The organism is Dyadobacter sp. CY326, from assembly GCF_021390515.1.
Classification (GTDB): domain Bacteria; phylum Bacteroidota; class Bacteroidia; order Cytophagales; family Spirosomataceae; genus Dyadobacter.
Genome location: NZ_JAJUXI010000014.1, coordinates 146216 through 163943, shown reverse-complemented (window position 1 = coordinate 163943; position 17728 = coordinate 146216). Strand labels below are relative to the sequence as shown.

Below are 17728 nucleotides of genomic sequence, written 5' to 3'. Positions count from 1 at the left end.
ACAGTCACGTGTTAAATAAGGTGTATTTCTTACATCAAATTGATATTTAGCTATTTCAATATATCGGCTAGTATTCATAAGTTTTTTTAATAATTTTAGAAATCATAAAACTCCTGACCTATTGATGAAGCATTTCATTTTTACTTTGTTTTCACTCCTTACTGTCTTAAGTAATGCCAGCGCCCAGAAGATTTTCCATTTTGAGGAAGGGCTTGGCGTCGGCCCATGCCACCAATATGGCCGCGAAGCATTATATACGGATCAGCTTGCCTATCAACTATATAACGGCACTTTGTTAAAGCCGCAAGACGGAAATACTTTAACTAAAACTGCCAAAGGCGAAGAGGTCAAATGGCGGACAGTCAAGGCAGATTCGACTCACAGACTGCGTGGTGATTCCTTTTCCAACGGCTATGTTTACCTAACCTATCAATCGGACAAGGAGCAAACAGCAATCCTGACGGTTGCGGGACATGATATGCTTTTCTTCAATGGCGTGCCTCGCGGCGGTGATATGTATCGCTATGGCTGGATGAATCTTCCGGTTCGGTTAAAGAAAGGGACGAATGAAATTTATGCCCGGGTTGCGCGCTTTGGACGATTTGGCGGCATAACCGCTAATTTGACATTTCCTGAAAAGCCTGTATTTATGGACACGAAGGACATCACAATGCCGGATGTCGTGCCCAGCCTTAAAAATGATTCGCTTTGGATCGGCTTGGTAATCGCGAACACAGGACCGAAATCATTGTCAGGTTTGCAAATAAAAGGAATTGTTTCAGGCAAAGAAGTGAGCACGAACATTCCGGCTGTGCAGGCAATGGCTTTGCGGAAAGTCGGGTTCGTTGTGAATGGTTCGGGACAGCAAGTGGGTAAGCATGATGTTGCAGTTACTTTAATGCAAGGTGGCAAAGCCATTGATCAAAAGACAGTTAGCATTCAGGTTGTTGAAGAAAACAAACAATACAGCCGCACTTTTATCAGTGATCTTGACGGCAGTGTTCAATATTATGGAGTTTCTCCGCAATTAAAATCGGATTCAAAAGAACAGCCTGCATTGTTTTTCTCGGTGCATGGCGCTGAGGTGCAGGCAATCAGTCAGGCACGTGCTTACAAGCCGAAAGATTGGGGTGTTGTGGTTGCGCCAACGAACAGGCGTCCTCGCGGTTTTAACTGGGAAGACTGGGGCAGGATGGATGCATTGGAAGTGTTGGAGATAGCCAAAAAAAAATTTAATCCCGATCCTGCCAAAATTTACCTAACCGGCCACTCTATGGGTGGTCACGGAACCTGGTTTTTGGGTGCAACTTATCCTGAGAAATGGGCAGCAATTGCTCCGTCTGCTGGTTATCCGACACTGTCTTCCTATGGCTCGCATGACGGCGTCATTCCGGATAGTGCAGGTTCACCCGTTGAGGCTATTTTGCTCAGAGCGAGCAACCCAAGCAATGTTTTAGCGCTGACTTCGAATTACAAAAACCTGGGCATATATATTGCTCATGGAGATGCGGATAAGACTGTCCCTGTGACGTATGCGAGACAAATGCGTGAGATCCTCAGCAAATTTCATCGTGATTTCAGTTACTATGAGCACATTGGCGGCGAACATTGGTATGGCGACATCAGCGTAGACTGGCCACCGATCTTCAATTTTTTCAGCTGGCATTCCATTCCGAAAGACACGGCTGTGAATGCGATAGATTTTACAACGGCGAACCCGGGAATCTCATCAAAAATGCGTTGGGCGACGATTCACCAGCAAATAAGCGCGCTAAAATACAGTCGGGTGCAATTGGCGTTGAATAAAAAGGATAACAAAATCAGTGGAACGACGAATAATGTCGCATTGTTAGGATTGGATCTGGGCGCATTCCCGGTTGGGGCCAATGTTAAAATTATATTAGACAGCCTAGGCTCAATCGATTATCAGGTAAAGGCTGCAAACGAGACGATTTTTTTAACCAAGGATAACGGCTGGAAAATGACCGAGACGCCTTCGAAAAAGCACAAAGGCGTTTTGAGAAATGGAACGCTTAAAGACCCATTCAGAAATAGAGTGGTGTTTGTGTATGGAACCGGTGGCAGCAAGGAAGAAGCGGGATGGGCTTTGGAGAAAGCTAAATTTGACGCCGAATCCTGGTATTATCGCGGCAATGGCGCAGTTGACATTGTTGCAGACAAGGACTTTTCACCCGCTAATTACAAAGACCGCGGCGTGATCTTGTATGGAAATAAGGACACAAATGCAGCTTGGGAAGTGCTTTTGAAGGATTGTCCGGTAGACGTGAGCAAGGGGAAGATTAATGTGGGCAACAAGCAATTCTCCGGTGATTTGGCTGCGTATTTCGTGTGGCCGAGGGCAGACAGCGACATCGCTTCGGTTGCCGTTATCACGGGAACGAGTAAAAAAGGATTTCAGGCGGCCAATGCAAACCAGTATTTCAGCGGCGGAAGCGGTTTTCCGGACCTAATGATTTTCTCGATGGATATGCTGAAAGAGGGCGTTAAGGAAGTGAAAATGGCTGGCTTCTTTGGCAATGACTGGTCTGTGGAAAAAGGCGAGTTTGTAAACAACGAATAATGTCAATTCATGTAAAATGCGAAAAGCACCGAATCAATGTTCGGCGCTTTTCGCATTTTATGATGAAGCATAATTTAACATTAACCGTTATCTGCGAATTCCGGGTAGAGGGTCATTCCGCCATCAATGTAGAGCGTTTCGCCATTTACATAATCCGAGTCGTCCGACGCCAGCCATGCAACAGCTTTTGCTACATCAAGCGGTGTTCCAATTCTTTTATAAGGGATCAATTGCAGTAAGCCTTTGTATTTATCCGGATCTGACCAAACTTCCTTGTTAATCGAAGTTTTAATCGCTCCCGGACTTACTGAATTTACACGAATTTTATGCGGTGCAAGTTCCTGAGAAATCGATTTCATGAACATCATGATGCCTCCTTTTGAAGCAGCATAATTTACGTGACCTGCCCAGGGAATCACATCGTGCACGGAACTCATTAAAATGATCTTTCCGATTGACAATTCGCTGTGGTTGACATCCGTTCTGTCTTTTTCCTGTGCAACAAATTGCCTCGCTGCTTCCCGGCAAGCCAGGAATTGACCAGTTAAATTGACATCAATGACCTTTTGCCATTGTTGCAAAGTCATTTCTAAAAATGAAGAATCTTTTTGAAGACCGGCATTGCTCACCAAAATATCAAGCCGTCCGTATTTGCTGAGTGTTTCGTTAAAAAGCGCTTTAACTTCTTCCTCATTACTGACATCAGCTTTCACCAAAATCGCATCGCCACCTTTCGACAAGATCTCGTTCAGTGTATTTTCACCTTCTTCCTGATTCGAGCTGTAATTAACCACGACCTGCGCACCAAGCTCTGCAAGGTAAATTGCGCAAGCTTTTCCTATCCCTGAACTGGAACCGGTTACAATAGCAACCTGACCGCTGAATTTAAGATCCGATCCAATCATATGCTTTCTTTATCGATTGACTTCAATTTTTTCCAAACATTGCGATTAACATTCTTAACCGCCCAATTCTTTGCAATTAAAATGGCTTTGGAAACCGCCTCGCGAGGGGAAATATTGTTTGTTCTTAAAAGCTCCTGTGCAATGGTAAGCGCCTTTTCACGGGTTGTTGGAGATAAATACATCAACTCAGGTAATGCAATTTTGTTGTCCATGCTGATTTTGAATTTTAGTGCCTTTGGTTTAGTAGTCTGATGTATTTGTAACCTAAAACGATAAAAATTAATGCCAGAAAAAGCGGATCTTTTTTCGTGTTTTATGCAGGATTGTATTACACACTTTCAGCACATTACGTGTAAAAAAAATCCCCATCTTATGAAAGACGGGGATTTTTTGAAGCTGCTTTTTTATTTGACTTCTTCGAAGTTGACATCAGTTACGTCATCGGTTGCACTGCCATTGTCAGCGGCTCCGGGATTGCCCGTTGGACCACCTGGTTGTGCGCCCTGAGGCTCGCCACCTTGTGCATACATTTCTTGCGATGCTGCCTGCCATGCGGCGTTCAGTTTTTCCATCGCAGTATCAATGCCTGTCAAATCCTGGCTTTGATGCGCAGTTCTCAACTCGGCAAGCGCGCCTTCGATCGCTGATTTATTTCCCTCAGAAAGCTTGTCGCCAAATTCTTTCAGCTGCTTATCTGTGGAGAAGATCAAGCTGTCGGCAGCATTGATTTTTTCTATTTTTTCACGTTCAGCCTTATCAGCCACTTCGTTCGCTTTTGCTTCTTCGCGCATTCTATTGATCTCAGCGTCGGTTAGACCGCTGGATGCTTCGATGCGGATTTTTTGCTCTTTGCCAGTTCCTTTATCTTTCGCAGAAACGTGCAGGATACCATTCGCATCCACATCAAATGTTACTTCAATTTGTGGCGTTCCGCGTTGTGCTGGCGGAATGTCTGACAAGTGGAAACGACCTAATGTGCGGTTCTGAGTTGCCATTGGACGCTCGCCTTGCAAAACGTGGATTTCAACAGAAGGCTGGTTATCAGCCGCAGTTGAGAATGTTTCCGTTTTTTTCGAAGGAATCGTTGTATTTGCGTCGATCAATTTCGTGAAAACGCCACCCAAGGTTTCGATACCCAATGACAAAGGAATCACGTCCAAAAGAAGGACATCTTTCACTTCACCTGTCAAAACGCCTCCTTGGATTGCAGCACCAATTGCCACAGCTTCGTCCGGGTTAACGTTTTTAGAAGGCTTTCTGCCAAAGAACTTTTCAACTTCTTCCTGCACACGAGGGATACGCGTAGATCCACCAACCAAGATCACTTCGTTGATATCGCTGTTTGAATATCCTGCATTCTTCATCGCTCTCTTGCAAGGCTCCATCATTCTTTGGAACAATGTATCCGCAAGCTGCTCGAATTTCGCACGGGTCAATGTGCGCACAAGGTGTTTTGGAATTCCGTCAACCGGGAATATATATGGAAGGTTGATTTCTGTCTGCGTTCCGCTTGACAATTCAACTTTCGCTTTTTCGGCAGCTTCTTTCAAACGCTGTAAAGCCATTGCATCTCTTCTCAAATCGACAGCTTCGTCTTTTTGGAATTCGTCTGCAAGCCAGTTGATAATTACTTGGTCAAAGTCGTCACCACCAAGGTGTGTATCTCCATCAGTAGATTTTACTTCGAAAACGCCGTCACCCAATTCAAGGATAGAGACGTCAAATGTTCCACCACCTAAGTCGAAAACAGCAATTTTCATATCCAAATGCTGTTTGTCCAAACCGTAAGCAAGCGCGGCAGCAGTAGGCTCATTGATGATACGTTTCACATCAAGACCCGCAATCTGTCCAGCTTCCTTAGTTGCCTGACGTTCCGCGTCATTGAAATAAGCAGGAACAGTAATCACCGCTTCTGTAACTTCTTGACCCAGATAGTCTTCCGCAGTTTGCCTCATTTTTTGCAAAATGAATGCAGAAACTTCTTGTGGCGTATATAACCTGTCACCAATTGGTATACGAGGCGTGTTGTTAGGGCCTTTTTCAACGGTGTAAGCAACAGTTTTCTGTTCGCTGGTTACATCATCGTATTTTTTGCCCATAAATCTTTTTATGGAGCTGATGGTATGCTTGGGATTCGTGATCGCCTGACGTTTAGCTGGTGCACCGATTTTACGTTCACCATTGTCCATGAATGCAACCACTGACGGGGTTGTGCGGGCGCCTTCGCTGTTTGCAATTACAACCGGCTCGTTACCCTCCATGACAGCCACACAGGAGTTCGTTGTTCCTAAGTCTATGCCAATAATTTTTCCCATTGTTGTATATTAAAGTTAAGTATAATTTGATTCTGACTAATATCGCTGTGTGCTCGTCGCAACTGCGTTCCCAGGCTTTACTAAAAAGCCCGTACCAGAAACAATGATTAAAATGGGGAGTGACAAAGTGTCAGGCCGTATTTCGGCCTGACTGCTTCGGAAGGATTGGTTAAGCGAATTGTCCCATGACCGGGTCGCTCGTGCTCAGTTGCCCGGTTTCAACGTGTCCGGCATAACGGATCAGGAAGTCGGGCTGCGTGTTGATTACAATGGAGAAATCGTACCAGTTAAAGCTAGATTCAAGGTTTAATGTGATATCGGCTTTTAACAAATCGCTGCCAGGTTCTGTTTGCAGCTTTACGCTTTGATTATTAGCATGATATGCGTTGTCAATGATCGAGATGGTGCTGTCAGCGAGCGCGTTATCCGCGTCAAATCTCAGCATTACATTGCCCGTCGGTTTTCTGCTTTTATTCAATTCATAATCAAAACCGACTTTCAAATTCCCGGATGCCTTGTTGCCCTGAAATTCCCTGAAAAACCCGTTTGGTCCGTAAAGACGCAAATGATATTTGCCGCCTTCGAAATCTTCCGGCTTCCAGGCCGCGGTGAGTGCATGACCCGCTTTTACGGCGTAATTCCAGACCTTGACATCCTCGTTTTTATATTTTCCAGGCGCGTAAATGATAAATGGAGCACCAGCAGCGCTGTCGCGGAATGCGCCATTTCTGGCTTCCAGTTTTATCTCGAATGCATTTTTGGCAGTATTCAATGCTCCGTCGGCGGCAAGCTCATAAGGGATCGGGCAGGAGGGACGCGTTCCCGGTTCTTGCTTCGGCATTAAGGGTGACGTCAGCGGATTTTTATTGATCTGCTCTATGTCTGTTTTTGACAAAGCCTTGTAAGCATTAGGCAGTTTTTTGAACTGTGCATTGTAAATGCTTTCCATAAATTCCTCTCGCGCAAGGAAAGTCGGCAATGCTATTTTTTCGCCGTCATATGGTGTGAATGTTGAAGTCAAATCACCGCAAATGGTGCGTCTCCATGCACTAATGTTCGTTTCTTCTATTTTTTTGCCAGACTTATGGCTTACGAATTTTTCCAAAAACTGCAAAATCGAAGTATGATCAAAAACTTCTGAGCACACATTGCCGCCGCGATTCCAGGGCGAAGCCACAACGAGCGGAACGCGGAAACCCAATCCAATCGGACTTTCTCTGCTTTCCTTCTTCTCTTTCTTGGTCATATCCTGATCCATCGTCACAAATTCCGTTTTGCAATCAATGCCTTCTGAAACTGCACCCGAATCATCTTTATAAGGGTTTGGAACGACAAATGGCGGGACGTGATCGAAATAACCGTCGTTCTCATCGTAACAAAGAATGAAAATGGTTTTTTTCCAAACCTCAGGATCAGCCGTAAGAATGTCCATCACTTCCGAAACATACCACGCGCCATACCAGGGCGACGTCGGGTGGTCGGAGAAGTTTTCGGGGGCAACGAGCCAGGAAACCGTCGGAAGCGCTCCGCTTTTCACATCGCTCCTGAACTGATGAAGAATGTCTCCCTGTGGCGCTTTTGCTTCGTGCTCAATGTCGCCGTCCAGATATTTGACGGTCGTTACTTTCCGATATTCCGGTTCGTTTTTATTTGTTGTAAATGCTTTTTGATGAATATTTTTTGCCCGCTGCGAAAGCTTTTCATAATTTTCCGGGCTCCAACGTTCGATTTCTTCTTTGGCAAAAATCAGTTCCTTACGCTTAGCAACGAGCGACTTTTCAAGATCCGCAGCCTCTTTTGTGCCTTTGGTAAGTTTGGTCAATTTCTCCTCCGCTTGCTGAATCTCACCAGGCAACGCACTTAATCGCGCCTTTTGATATTGCTGATAACCTGTGTGGAAACGGACATTATATTGGGTAAACCATTCTATCGGATTGTCAGTGAAATTCGCCAGCCAGGCATCTTCCACACCAGTAAGGCCGGAATCCAGGCTTATTTCATTCTGATAAATGCGCCAGGATACGCCATTGTCTTCCAGTCTTTCCGGGAAAGTCGTCCATGTAGCCTCGGTGTCATAGGAAACATTCTCGTTTCTGATATTGGCATAATGTTCCGGTTCAGGCTTTTCGCGGACCGTTCCTGACCACAGATAAAGTCTGTTGGGCGTCGTGCCTGTTAATGAGGAGCAAAAGTTTTGATCGCAAACTGTGAATGCATCGGCCAATGCGTAATAAAAAGGAATGTCCTCGCGATTGTAAAAGCCTTGTGTCAAAGGCATTTTAGCATATTCCTTATGTCCAGGCTGTTTTGCAACGAGCCATTGGTCGTATTTTCCGCCATTGCGCGCATCCACCTGATTAGGCCATGAATGTGGCAGCGAGCCCATCCACGTCGCATTCGATTCCTTCATATTCAGTCGGAAAGGAACGAAGGTTTCGCCGAAGGCATTGGTTTGGAGCCAGACAAGATTGTTATTGGGTAAGGTGATCGCCCTCGGATCATTGAAGCCGCGCACACCGCGCAGGGAGCCGTAACAATGGTCAAATGAACGGTTTTCCTGCATCAAGATGACCACATGCTCAGCATCCAGATACGTGCTTCCCTTTTTCGGGTCAATGGCGAGCGCCTTTTGTATAGAAGCCGGTAACACGCTGAACATGCCAGCTGCACCAGTAAGCAAGGTTGCTTTTTTGATAAATTCTCTTCTCGATTCCATAAGGGTTTAGGAATTAGCCTGTAACATAGTACATATTTTTTTACAAATGTACTATGTTACTGACTTCGAGATTTTATCGCTGTATTATGGTTTGCGTTATTTGTTGCCAAATAAGCCACCCAGCATGCCACCAATGTCTAATCCTTCTTTTGGAGCTTCGGTTGATTGCGTAGCCGAACTTGATTTGTTGCCGAGCAATCCGCCAAGCACGCTGCCCAAGTCCAGACTAGAATCATTGGGATTATTGACTTTGCCAATCAGTCCGCCCAGCACGCCCGGAAGCACAGAGCCAACGACTCCGCCAGCTGCCTGATTGCTCAGTCCGAACTTGCGCATCAGCGCGCCAATTGCATTGGTTGCCATTGACGCCACAATTGGATTATTCATGAGTGAACCGCCCGATAAGCCCTGGCTGCCGGAAAGTAGGCCTGATATGCCATTTACATTCCCGCTTTGCGCCTCATTTTGCAAATCTCCTGTAATGGATTCCCTTAAAGTATGCATCACGTCTTCATTATGCTCATTGGGGATTTCGGGATTCTCGACAACGGCTTGCTGAGAATTTTCTCTAATAAGGCTTTGAAGTTGTTCTAACATGGTTTTGTCTGTTTGTTGTGTATTAAATTGAAAAGGCTTCACCGCTATGGCAAAGCCTTTTCAATACATAAAAAAATCCCGCCAAAGGGGCGGGATGCTGTTTTATTTTACCTGATCAACGATCGCTTTGAATGCTTCCGGGTGATTCATCGCCAAGTCAGCGAGAACTTTACGGTTGAGCTCGATGCCGCTTGCACTAAGCTTGCCAATGAAAGCAGAATATGATAAACCGTGAAGACGTGCTCCTGCATTAATACGCTGGATCCACAATGCACGGAAATTACGTTTCTTTTGCTTACGGCCTTTGTATGCGTAAGCCAAACCGCGTTCTACTGCGTTTTTAGCAACTGTCCACACATTCTTACGACGGCCGAAATAACCTTTCGCAAGTTTTAATACTTTTTTACGTCTTGCACGTGACGCAACGTGATTTACTGAACGTGGCATAATTTAACTGTTTTTGATGGTCGGCGCTCTTATGAGTCTTGAAATGCCTTCTATCGGGTTGAACAAAAAACCAAAACTGGTATTTAACTTGATGGCTCCGAATTACTTCGCAAGCATTGCCATCACCTGCTTAACATTAGACACATCGATAAGACCAGTTTTAACCAATCCGCGCTTGCGCTTGTTTGATTTCTTTGTCAGGATGTGGCTGTGAAACGCGTGTTTGCGTTTGATTTTTCCAGTGCCGGTCAGCGCAAAACGCTTTTTAGCACCAGAATTGCTTTTCATTTTAGGCATGATTCAAAAATTATTAATTGATAAAATATAAAACAGCGCGCAAAATTAGTGAAAATGTTTATAAAACGAAAATCGTGTCCCTGACAAAGTCAAGGACACGATTCACTTTCTTAAATGATATATAAGCCAATTGCGGCCGAAACTATTTTTTCGCGGGTGCAGGAGCGAGAATGATGGTCATTCTTTTTCCTTCAAGTTTAGGCTCCATTTCAAGCTTGCCGTAATCTGAAAGCGCTTCTGAGAACTTATTCAACAGGTTAACACCTCTTTCTTTAAACACAATGGTCCGTCCAACGAAATGCACGTAGGCTTTCACTTTCGAACCTTCTTTAAGGAAATTTTGTGCATGCTTTAACTTGAAATCGAAATCGTGGTCGTCCGTGTTAGGGCCGAAACGAATCTCTTTAATGACTACTTTCTGAGCTTTTGCCTTGATCTCTTTTTGCTTCTTCTTCTGCTCATATTTGAACTTTGAATAATCGACAACTTTGCAAACAGGCGGAACCGCTGTTGGCGCAATTTCAACTAAATCAAGGCTTTGTGCCTTTGCAAGTGCGCGGGCCGTATTAATATCAACTATGCCTGGTTCAATGTTCTCTCCAACCAGTCGTACTTCTTTTGCTGTAATTCGTTCGTTAATTTTGTAAGGTTCTTCGGGAACTCTTAACCGTCCACTCGGGGGTCTTAATGCCATATAACTTGGTTTGGTGTTTCTTTGGGCTTGTAGGTGAAAATCAAAAAACTTAACACGCCTGTCACAAAAATAGTGCCTTCGTGCAAGAATTATAACAAAAAGTTAGAAAATCATCAAATAATGGCAGCTTCCTTCTTGAAAAAGGTGACAAATTCGTCTATTGTCATACTTCCCAAGTCGCCTTCGCCTTTACGACGGACTGACAATTTACCTTCTGCTGCTTCTTTTTCACCCACGATTAACATAAAAGGAACCTTGGTAACTTCCGCATCACGGATCTTGCGACCAATTTTTTCATCGCGGTGATCTACAAATCCGCGAATGTCGTGATCCTGCAATTGGAAGAAAACGTCTTCCGCGTAATCTGCAAACTTCTCGGAAATCGGCAAAATGGCGATCTGATCTGGTGAAAGCCATAATGGGAACTGTCCAGCAGTGTTTTCAATCAGAATTGCGATAAACCGTTCCATCGATCCAAAGGGCGCGCGGTGGATCATGACAGGCTGATGTTTCTGATTGTCAGACCCTGTATATTCCAATCCAAAACGCTTCGGCATTTGGTAATCCACCTGAATTGTGCCCAATTGCCACTTTCTGCCCAATGCGTCGCGAACCATGAAATCAAGTTTTGGACCGTAAAATGCAGCCTCGCCTAATTCGGTAACGGTGCTCAGCCCACGTTCAGAAGCCGCCTCAACGATTGCGCTTTCCGCTCTTTCCCAATCTTCGTCTTTGCCAATGTATTTTACTTTATCATTGGGATCGCGAAGCGAGATTTGTGCGCTGTAATCTTCGAAGCCAAGTGACTTGAAAACATATAGAACGAGGTCGATAACCCGGATGAATTCTTCCTTCACCTGATCGGGACGGCAGAAAATGTGGGCGTCGTCCTGTGTGAACCCGCGAACGCGTGTAAGTCCGTGTAATTCACCGCTTTGCTCATATCTGTAAACTGTTCCAAACTCAGAAAAGCGCAAAGGCAGATCTTTGTAGGAGCGGGGAGAGGTCTTGTAAATTTCGCAGTGATGCGGGCAATTCATTGGTTTCAACAAGTATTCCTCGCCTAAATTCGGTGTTTTGATTGGCTGAAAGGAATCTTTGCCATATTTTTCCCAGTGCCCGGAAGTTACGTAAAGATCTTTGCTTCCAATGTTCGGCGTGATCACTGGCAGATAACCCGCGCGCGATTGCGCCTTGCTCAAAAATGATTGAAGTCTTTCGCGAAGCATAGCGCCTTTTGGCAACCACAAAGGTAGACCTTGTCCCACCTTTTCAGAAAATGCAAACAATTCAAGCTCTTTCCCCAAACGACGGTGATCGCGTTTTTTGGCTTCCTCCATCAATGTTACATACTCTTCCAATTCTTTTTGTTTTGGAAAAGTAATCCCGTAAATGCGGGTTAACATTTTGTTTTCCTGCTTGTTACGCCAGTATGCACCGCCAATGTTGGTCAGCTTAACAGCCTTAATAAAGCCGGTGTTCGGAATGTGCGGTCCGCGGCAAAGATCCGTGAAAGCGCCTTGTTCATATAATGTTATGGAGCCATCTTCCAGGCCGTCAATCAGTTCCAGTTTGTATTCGTCGCCTTTTTCGGTAAACAGTTGTATAGCATCTGCCTTGCTGATCGGCTTTCTGATATATTCATTTTTCTGACGCGCCAGTTCAAGCATTTTCGCTTCAATCTTAGGGAAATCTTCCTGCGAAATTGATTTGTCGCCCAAGTCGACGTCATAGTAAAAACCCTTTTCAATCGACGGTCCCGTGCCGAATTTTACACCCGGATAAAGCGCTTCCAATGCTTCGGCCAGTAAGTGAGCCGATGAATGCCAGAATGTTGCCTTGCCATCTTCATCATTCCAGGTTAGCAACTTTACCAGCGAATCCTGCGTGATTTCCCGCGTAGGGTCCCAAACTTCATTGTTCACTTTGGCAGCGATTACATTCCGCGCCAATCCTTCACTGATACTGAGCGCAATGCCCATGGCAGTTATACCTTTTGGGTAAAACCGTTCACTTCCGTCGGGCAGGGTAATTTTTATTTGAGACTCGTCTTCCATTCAAAAATTTAATTCTATGACAATGATGCAGAAGCTCGTAAGAGCCGTAAAGTACAAATCTATTGAATTTTAGCTTTTCGAGATGAGTCGACGCGGATATTTGTCGTTCCCCTCGGTTTTATCACATTAATTTTCACCCGCGACGTGTCCAGAAGCTTGTAACCCGAACTTTTGTTTTCATCGGGATAGTAAGAAGGATAAAGTTCCTGGTTTTCCTGCCGCCTAATCCTGTAAAGGCCATAACGCGCATCCTGGTCGCCCGGACTCAGCGCGAGCGCGGTGGAATAATAATCGACTGCTTTGGTATAATCGCCGGTTTTTTCGTAGGCAAAACCGAGCATATTATTGATTTCCTTGGATTTAGGCTTCGTTTTCAGCAATTGATCCAATGCCCTGATCGCCTTGTAATATTGTTTAAGCTGAATGCCGACGGACGCAACACGCATGAGCGCATCCTCGTAACCCGGTTTGAGCAGCACCGCTTTTTGGTAATTAAAAAAGGCCGTATCTGGCTTGGCCATCGCGTTGTAAATTTCTCCTCTCTCAAAATAAAGGCTGGCAACATTGGGAAAGCGCCTGATTGCCTTCACATTAATGGTCAGTGCCTGGCCCGGATCGTTCAGCTTTCTTAGTATAATCGTACTCTGTTCGTAGGCGCGCAAAAGTTTGGGATTCACATTCATGGCATATTGGAAACTCGACAGACTAGCCAGCGAATCGCCCTGTCTGGCTTGGAGCATGCCTTTGACATAATAAGCGGAGCCGTCATATGGCGCCATTTTCATGGCTTGGTTCAAATAATTGACCGCTTCTCTAAAACGCCCTTTGGCTTGCAGGACGTCCGCGAGTAAGACATATAATTCGGGACTGCTTTGCTGCAATGCCTCGGCACGCTGCGCATCCTCCAATGCTGCATCGATTTCACCAAGTTCTCTCTTGATTTTTCCGCGCAGCAAAAAATATTCGCTAACGTTTTCCTGTTCGTAAATCGACTCATTAATGTCTTCCAGCGCCTCCGTGTATTGCTCTTGTTCGAAGTAAATGCGCGCTCTTTTGAAGTAATTCTGATCCGTATCGATGCCTCTGGCAATGAGCTCAGTTAGTGACAGAAGTGCGTCTTTTTGCCATTGCTCATGCGATTTTTTGACCACTGGCGGAATGCGCGTGGAGTTTCTGGCGTCGCTCTGGCAAGAAATGTTGAAACCGGCCAAAAGGATTGAAATGATAAAAGATATGTAGCCGAGAGATTTAGACATTTTGGTCTGAGAATCGGGAAAATACCCCCAGCGGAAGGTTTTTGCCAAAAGAATCCGGAATGTACAATTCCCCGAATTCATGATGGATTTGCGTTCCGAAATGTGCCTTGATCAGGTTTTCAACGATGAGCGCTGAGAAACCTAACGAATATAAGTTGATAATAAAGAAGAAATTTTCCTTCTTTAAGAGCAACGCACACAGTCGCAGGATCTCATTTAAACTTTCCTCCAAAAGCCACTTTTCTCCATCGGGACCGCGGCCATAAGCGGGCGGATCGAGGATAATTCCATTGTATTGATTGCCTCTGCGCACTTCGCGCTGCACAAATTTCAATGCATCTTCCACAACCCAACGAATGTTGTCCAGTCCGCTCAGTTCCATATTTTCACGTGACCAACTAATTACTTGCTTCACCGAATCCACGTGCGTAACGTCTGCGCCAGCGGCTTTTGCAGCCAATGATGCTATGCCTGTGTAAGCAAAAAGATTTAAGACAGAAGGCTTACTCTCAGGAATTTGCTTCAATTTTTTGGCAATGTAATCCCAATTCGTCGCCTGCTCAGGAAACACGCCCACGTGCTTGAATGACGATAATGCAAGCTTCGAACGCAAATGCAGTGCACCGGTTCTGTATTGAAAAACCCATTTGTCGGGCATGCCGTCTTTCGCAATCCACTGGCCTTTTTCTTGAGAATTTTTATCTCTTTTGAAAACAGCATTGGATCGTTTTTCCCATTCCGCCTCAGAAAGGGATTTGTCCCAAATTGCCTGAGGCTCAGGTCTTGACAAGATATATGGGCCAAACCGTTCCAGCTTTTCAAAACCGCCGGTGTCGATCAATTGGTAATCAGTATGTTGCTCAGGAGATAATAAAATCATATAGAATTTTTTGGCATTCCCATACCCCATTTCCGTTGGCTTAAGCCAACGGAAATGGGGTATGGGGCCTAATAGGCAATTTTGTTTAAATAAAACACATTGCGTCGGCCGCGTGTCTGCGGATCGCCCGCTGCGTTAATGATGCGTTGTTCACCCCAGGCCAGATAAAAGTTTCCATACCAGTAATCAATGTCGTCCGTACTAGTCTTTCTGACTTTATCGCCTTCAACATTGGTTTCATTCGGAATGACACGGTCGCTGTCCACGACCTGGTTTCCCTTGATAATCTTACTTTTTATGGCGCCATTGTGACTATAAACCAGCCTCGAACTGCCGTTATTGAATGTTTGCACTTTGATCTTCTCGCGAAGCTCCATGCTTTTTACATTGTCGAAGTTAATGCTGTTATCCCAAAGCAGCTTTCCATTCGCATCCACATCCGCGACGACAGCATGCGTGTATGTAAATCCATCAAAAATCTGCTGATTATAACCGCGCCCGCCATACATTGGATTCCATAAGTAAGGATTATAAAGCCCCATTCCAAAAGGATAACCCATCATGCTGCCGTAACCCAGGCCGCCCATCATCGTCGGATTTTGATAGCGATATTCCGGATAAAAAACCTCAGCGACCAACAAGAAATTATTGTCTTTTGGAACAATGTCATGGACTAATAGCCTGTAATTCAGTTTCAAATCGTCCCCGCTTTCCTTTTTCTTACGAATGCGCTTTTCCATCTTTTCCTGCTGGCGCTCATTCATAAAGTTAAAGAAATTTTTGAAGTCTGTAAAGCTGTGATAACGCGTGAAAACAGGCTCATTACCAACATATTTGCTGATATACAAACCCTGCGAAGCTGCATTAGTGGCGCTTTGCATGTTGCGATAACCATAAGTCCCGATAATGATTTTTACAGAGTCATTCAAAACCTGCAATCGGCCGCTTAACAACGAAAAATCATCTTCCGGATCAACTGAAACCTGTGCGTAAAGCTCGCCCGTTTCTTCATAGGAGCGCGCCACAATCCGCGTTTGCCTTCCTTTTTTAACCGCAAAACAAACATTCACCAAATGATGCGCCGTGTCCACTTCAACCGTTTGAATGGCGTTGGAACCTTTGATCGCAGATGGCAAAATCTTCGTCTGGGATGTTCTCAACTGGGTGAAAATCAGGACTGGTTCATTGCGAACCATTCCGGCCATGAAGACAGAATAACCTAGGGTTTTGAAATCGGTAATTTCGAAACGGTCAATTGTATTGATTGTAAAAGTCTCTACAAAACCCGGCCCAACATTCACTTTTACGATTTGGTAAAGCGGACTGCGAAATTTGCTGAAAAGCAAGAAAACCGCCTGGCCGTCATAGGAAGCCGTTATGTAATCGAGATTGGCTTCAATGGGACCGTCGATGGAGAAAACGCGTTCGAGATTTGTATCAAATTTTTGAACATTGAATGTTCCTCTTTCCGGCTTGGAAATCAGCAGCACGCCTTGGGCGCCCAACGGCACCGTTTGGTAAGCTGTGTTGCCGGACAGAGGCAACTCAATGCGCTTGACGCCTTGCGCGAAAGATGTAGCAGACGCAAGAATAAGAAATAGAAATATGAAACGAATTGCTGTCAAATTAAGATTCATGTGCCAATGCAACGATAATATCGAATTCCTCGCGCTTAACCGGAACAACCGACAGCCGAGACAGGCGCACAAGTTCCATATTTTTTAAGATTTCGTGCTTCTTAATGTCAGCCAATGTCACTGTTTTTGGAAATTTTTCCACCGGAACAACATTCACCACAACCCAGTCGCCCGTGTCAATAGTTGGGTCTGGATAATGTTCTTTGGAAACTTTCGCCAAACCAACAACCTCTTTCCCCTCATTGCTGTGATAAAAAAGAACGAGATCCCCTTTTTTCATCGCCATCAGATTGTTGCGTGCGGCAAAATTTCGGACACCGTCCCACATGCCTTCCTTTTCTTTGACGAGATGGTCCCAGGAATATTTGTTTGGTTCACTTTTTACAAGCCAATGGTTCATGTAATTGCAGTTTGAGGTTAACGAATTGTTCGGTTAAATGTGGCGAATGCGACTCAGGGAAATTTCGGGAATTTGCTGAAATCAGGCTTTCTCTTTTCCAGAAAAGAATTTTGACCCTCTTTCGCCTCTTCGCTCAAATAATAAAGCAATGTTGCATTTCCGGCCAATTCCTGAATGCCCGCCTGTCCGTCGAGCTCTGCATTGAATGAGCTTTTGAGCATGCGAATAGACAATGGGCTCTTTTCCTGAATCTTTTTACACCATTCAACGGTCGTTGTTTCCAGGTCTTCCAAAGGCACAACTTTGTTCACCAAACCCATTTGCAATGCTTCCTGCGCGTCGTATTGATCGCATAGGAACCAGATTTCGCGTGCTTTTTTCTGTCCAACAACCCTTGCCAGATAAGACGCGCCAAAACCGCCGTCGAAGCTTCCGACTTTCGGTCCGGTTTGTCCGAATCTTGCGTTTTCCGCAGCGATTGAAAGGTCACAAATCACATGCAGCACGTGGCCGCCGCCAATTGCCCAACCCGCAACCATCGCGATAACTGCCTTAGGGATAGAGCGAATCATGCGTTGCAGATCGAGCACATTCAGACGAGGAACGTGGTCGTCGCCAATGTAACCGCCGTGTCCGCGAACGGACTGATCACCGCCGGAACAAAATGCTTTTCCGCCTTCACCCGTCAATATAATGACGTCAATGCGTGGATCTTCGCGGCAAATGTGCATCGCGTCGATCATTTCGGTGACAGTCAGCGGCGTGAATGCGTTATGTTTATGCGGGCGATTTATGCTTATTTTTGCAATGCCTTCGTGAAGCGTAAAAAGGATTTCTTCGTATTCTTTAATGGTTTCCCACTGGATTGAACTTGACATAAAATCGGAATGTAAATGAATAATCTGGCGTTAAAAAGTTAACTAAAACCGCCGTTAACTCGTTCGCA

The 17728-nt window shown here is 45.1% G+C and carries 15 protein-coding genes; 1 reads left to right on the top strand and 14 read right to left on the bottom strand.

Annotation, left to right across the window (positions count from 1 at the left end):
- Window positions 1–124 precede the first annotated feature (124 nt).
- Window positions 125–2581 carry an alpha/beta hydrolase-fold protein gene (locus LZG73_RS24910; protein ID WP_233855469.1) on the top strand — a complete coding sequence of 819 codons (2457 nt, stop codon included), beginning with the start codon at window positions 125–127 and terminating at the stop codon, window positions 2579–2581.
- Between the two features lie 80 nt (window positions 2582–2661).
- On the opposite strand, the gene LZG73_RS24905 is transcribed toward LZG73_RS24910, so the two are convergent.
- The 14 genes from LZG73_RS24905 to menB all read right to left on the bottom strand — a co-directional run bounded on the left by LZG73_RS24905 (window position 2662) and on the right by menB (window position 17660).
- Window positions 2662–3486, bottom strand: coding sequence for an SDR family oxidoreductase (locus LZG73_RS24905; protein ID WP_233855467.1), 825 nt, complete (start codon window positions 3484–3486; stop codon window positions 2662–2664).
- Complete coding sequence (locus tag LZG73_RS24900) at window positions 3483–3698, bottom strand: hypothetical protein (protein ID WP_233855465.1); 216 nt, start codon at window positions 3696–3698, stop codon at window positions 3483–3485. Before LZG73_RS24900 ends, LZG73_RS24905 begins: the two co-directional genes overlap by 4 nt.
- A 192-nt stretch (window positions 3699–3890) precedes the next feature.
- Window positions 3891–5801: a molecular chaperone DnaK gene (gene dnaK / locus LZG73_RS24895; RefSeq protein WP_233855463.1), complete on the bottom strand. Its 1911-nt coding sequence runs from the start codon at window positions 5799–5801 to the stop codon at window positions 3891–3893.
- A gap of 169 nt (window positions 5802–5970) precedes the next feature.
- Window positions 5971–8517, bottom strand: coding sequence for a phosphocholine-specific phospholipase C (locus tag LZG73_RS24890; protein ID WP_233855460.1), 2547 nt, complete (start codon window positions 8515–8517; stop codon window positions 5971–5973).
- A gap of 96 nt (window positions 8518–8613) precedes the next feature.
- Complete coding sequence (locus LZG73_RS24885) at window positions 8614–9114, bottom strand: hypothetical protein (RefSeq protein ID WP_233855458.1); 501 nt, start codon at window positions 9112–9114, stop codon at window positions 8614–8616.
- 102 nt (window positions 9115–9216) lie between these two features.
- Window positions 9217–9561 carry a 50S ribosomal protein L20 gene (rplT, locus tag LZG73_RS24880; protein ID WP_026631508.1) on the bottom strand — a complete coding sequence of 115 codons (345 nt, stop codon included), beginning with the start codon at window positions 9559–9561 and terminating at the stop codon, window positions 9217–9219.
- 102 nt (window positions 9562–9663) lie between these two features.
- Entirely contained in the window at window positions 9664–9858 is a 195-nt protein-coding gene (gene rpmI, locus LZG73_RS24875; RefSeq protein WP_026631509.1) for a 50S ribosomal protein L35, read from the bottom strand.
- A gap of 142 nt (window positions 9859–10000) precedes the next feature.
- A complete protein-coding gene (gene infC, locus LZG73_RS24870) occupies window positions 10001–10552 on the bottom strand; it encodes a translation initiation factor IF-3 (RefSeq protein WP_233855457.1) in 552 nt (183 codons plus the stop codon).
- Window positions 10553–10665: 113 nt separating this feature from the next.
- A complete protein-coding gene (gene thrS / locus LZG73_RS24865) occupies window positions 10666–12609 on the bottom strand; it encodes a threonine--tRNA ligase (RefSeq protein ID WP_233855456.1) in 1944 nt (647 codons plus the stop codon).
- Window positions 12610–12668: 59 nt separating this feature from the next.
- Window positions 12669–13865: a tetratricopeptide repeat protein gene (locus tag LZG73_RS24860; protein ID WP_233855455.1), complete on the bottom strand. Its 1197-nt coding sequence runs from the start codon at window positions 13863–13865 to the stop codon at window positions 12669–12671.
- Entirely contained in the window at window positions 13858–14745 is an 888-nt protein-coding gene (locus LZG73_RS24855; protein ID WP_233855454.1) for a class I SAM-dependent methyltransferase, read from the bottom strand. The genes LZG73_RS24860 and LZG73_RS24855 overlap by 8 nt, the downstream gene beginning before the upstream one ends.
- A 68-nt stretch (window positions 14746–14813) precedes the next feature.
- Entirely contained in the window at window positions 14814–16382 is a 1569-nt protein-coding gene (locus LZG73_RS24850; protein WP_233855453.1) for a hypothetical protein, read from the bottom strand.
- Window positions 16372–16782, bottom strand: coding sequence for an EVE domain-containing protein (locus tag LZG73_RS24845; RefSeq protein ID WP_233855452.1), 411 nt, complete (start codon window positions 16780–16782; stop codon window positions 16372–16374). The genes LZG73_RS24850 and LZG73_RS24845 overlap by 11 nt, the downstream gene beginning before the upstream one ends.
- Window positions 16783–16835: 53 nt before the next feature.
- Entirely contained in the window at window positions 16836–17660 is an 825-nt protein-coding gene (menB, locus tag LZG73_RS24840) for a 1,4-dihydroxy-2-naphthoyl-CoA synthase (RefSeq protein ID WP_233855451.1), read from the bottom strand.
- Window positions 17661–17728: the final 68 nt, after the last annotated feature.

Bases quoted from the DNA above. Each gene is read 5' to 3' on its own strand.
- LZG73_RS24890 (WP_233855460.1), bottom strand. From the start codon at position 8,517: ATGGAATCGAGAAGAGAATTTATCAAAAAAGCAACCTTGCTTACTGGT.
- LZG73_RS24900 (WP_233855465.1), bottom strand. From the start codon at position 3,698: ATGGACAACAAAATTGCATTACCTGAGTTGATGTATTTATCTCCAACA.
- rplT (WP_026631508.1), bottom strand. From the start codon at position 9,561: ATGCCACGTTCAGTAAATCACGTTGCGTCACGTGCAAGACGTAAAAAA.
- LZG73_RS24850 (WP_233855453.1), bottom strand. From the start codon at position 16,382: ATGAATCTTAATTTGACAGCAATTCGTTTCATATTTCTATTTCTTATT.
- LZG73_RS24860 (WP_233855455.1), bottom strand. From the start codon at position 13,865: ATGTCTAAATCTCTCGGCTACATATCTTTTATCATTTCAATCCTTTTG.
- rpmI (WP_026631509.1), bottom strand. From the start codon at position 9,858: ATGCCTAAAATGAAAAGCAATTCTGGTGCTAAAAAGCGTTTTGCGCTG.
- LZG73_RS24885 (WP_233855458.1), bottom strand. From the start codon at position 9,114: ATGTTAGAACAACTTCAAAGCCTTATTAGAGAAAATTCTCAGCAAGCC.
- LZG73_RS24845 (WP_233855452.1), bottom strand. From the start codon at position 16,782: ATGAACCATTGGCTTGTAAAAAGTGAACCAAACAAATATTCCTGGGAC.
- thrS (WP_233855456.1), bottom strand. From the start codon at position 12,609: ATGGAAGACGAGTCTCAAATAAAAATTACCCTGCCCGACGGAAGTGAA.
- LZG73_RS24855 (WP_233855454.1), bottom strand. From the start codon at position 14,745: ATGATTTTATTATCTCCTGAGCAACATACTGATTACCAATTGATCGAC.
- dnaK (WP_233855463.1), bottom strand. From the start codon at position 5,801: ATGGGAAAAATTATTGGCATAGACTTAGGAACAACGAACTCCTGTGTG.
- LZG73_RS24905 (WP_233855467.1), bottom strand. From the start codon at position 3,486: ATGATTGGATCGGATCTTAAATTCAGCGGTCAGGTTGCTATTGTAACC.
- LZG73_RS24910 (WP_233855469.1), top strand. From the start codon at position 125: ATGAAGCATTTCATTTTTACTTTGTTTTCACTCCTTACTGTCTTAAGT.
- menB (WP_233855451.1), bottom strand. From the start codon at position 17,660: ATGTCAAGTTCAATCCAGTGGGAAACCATTAAAGAATACGAAGAAATC.
- infC (WP_233855457.1), bottom strand. From the start codon at position 10,552: ATGGCATTAAGACCCCCGAGTGGACGGTTAAGAGTTCCCGAAGAACCT.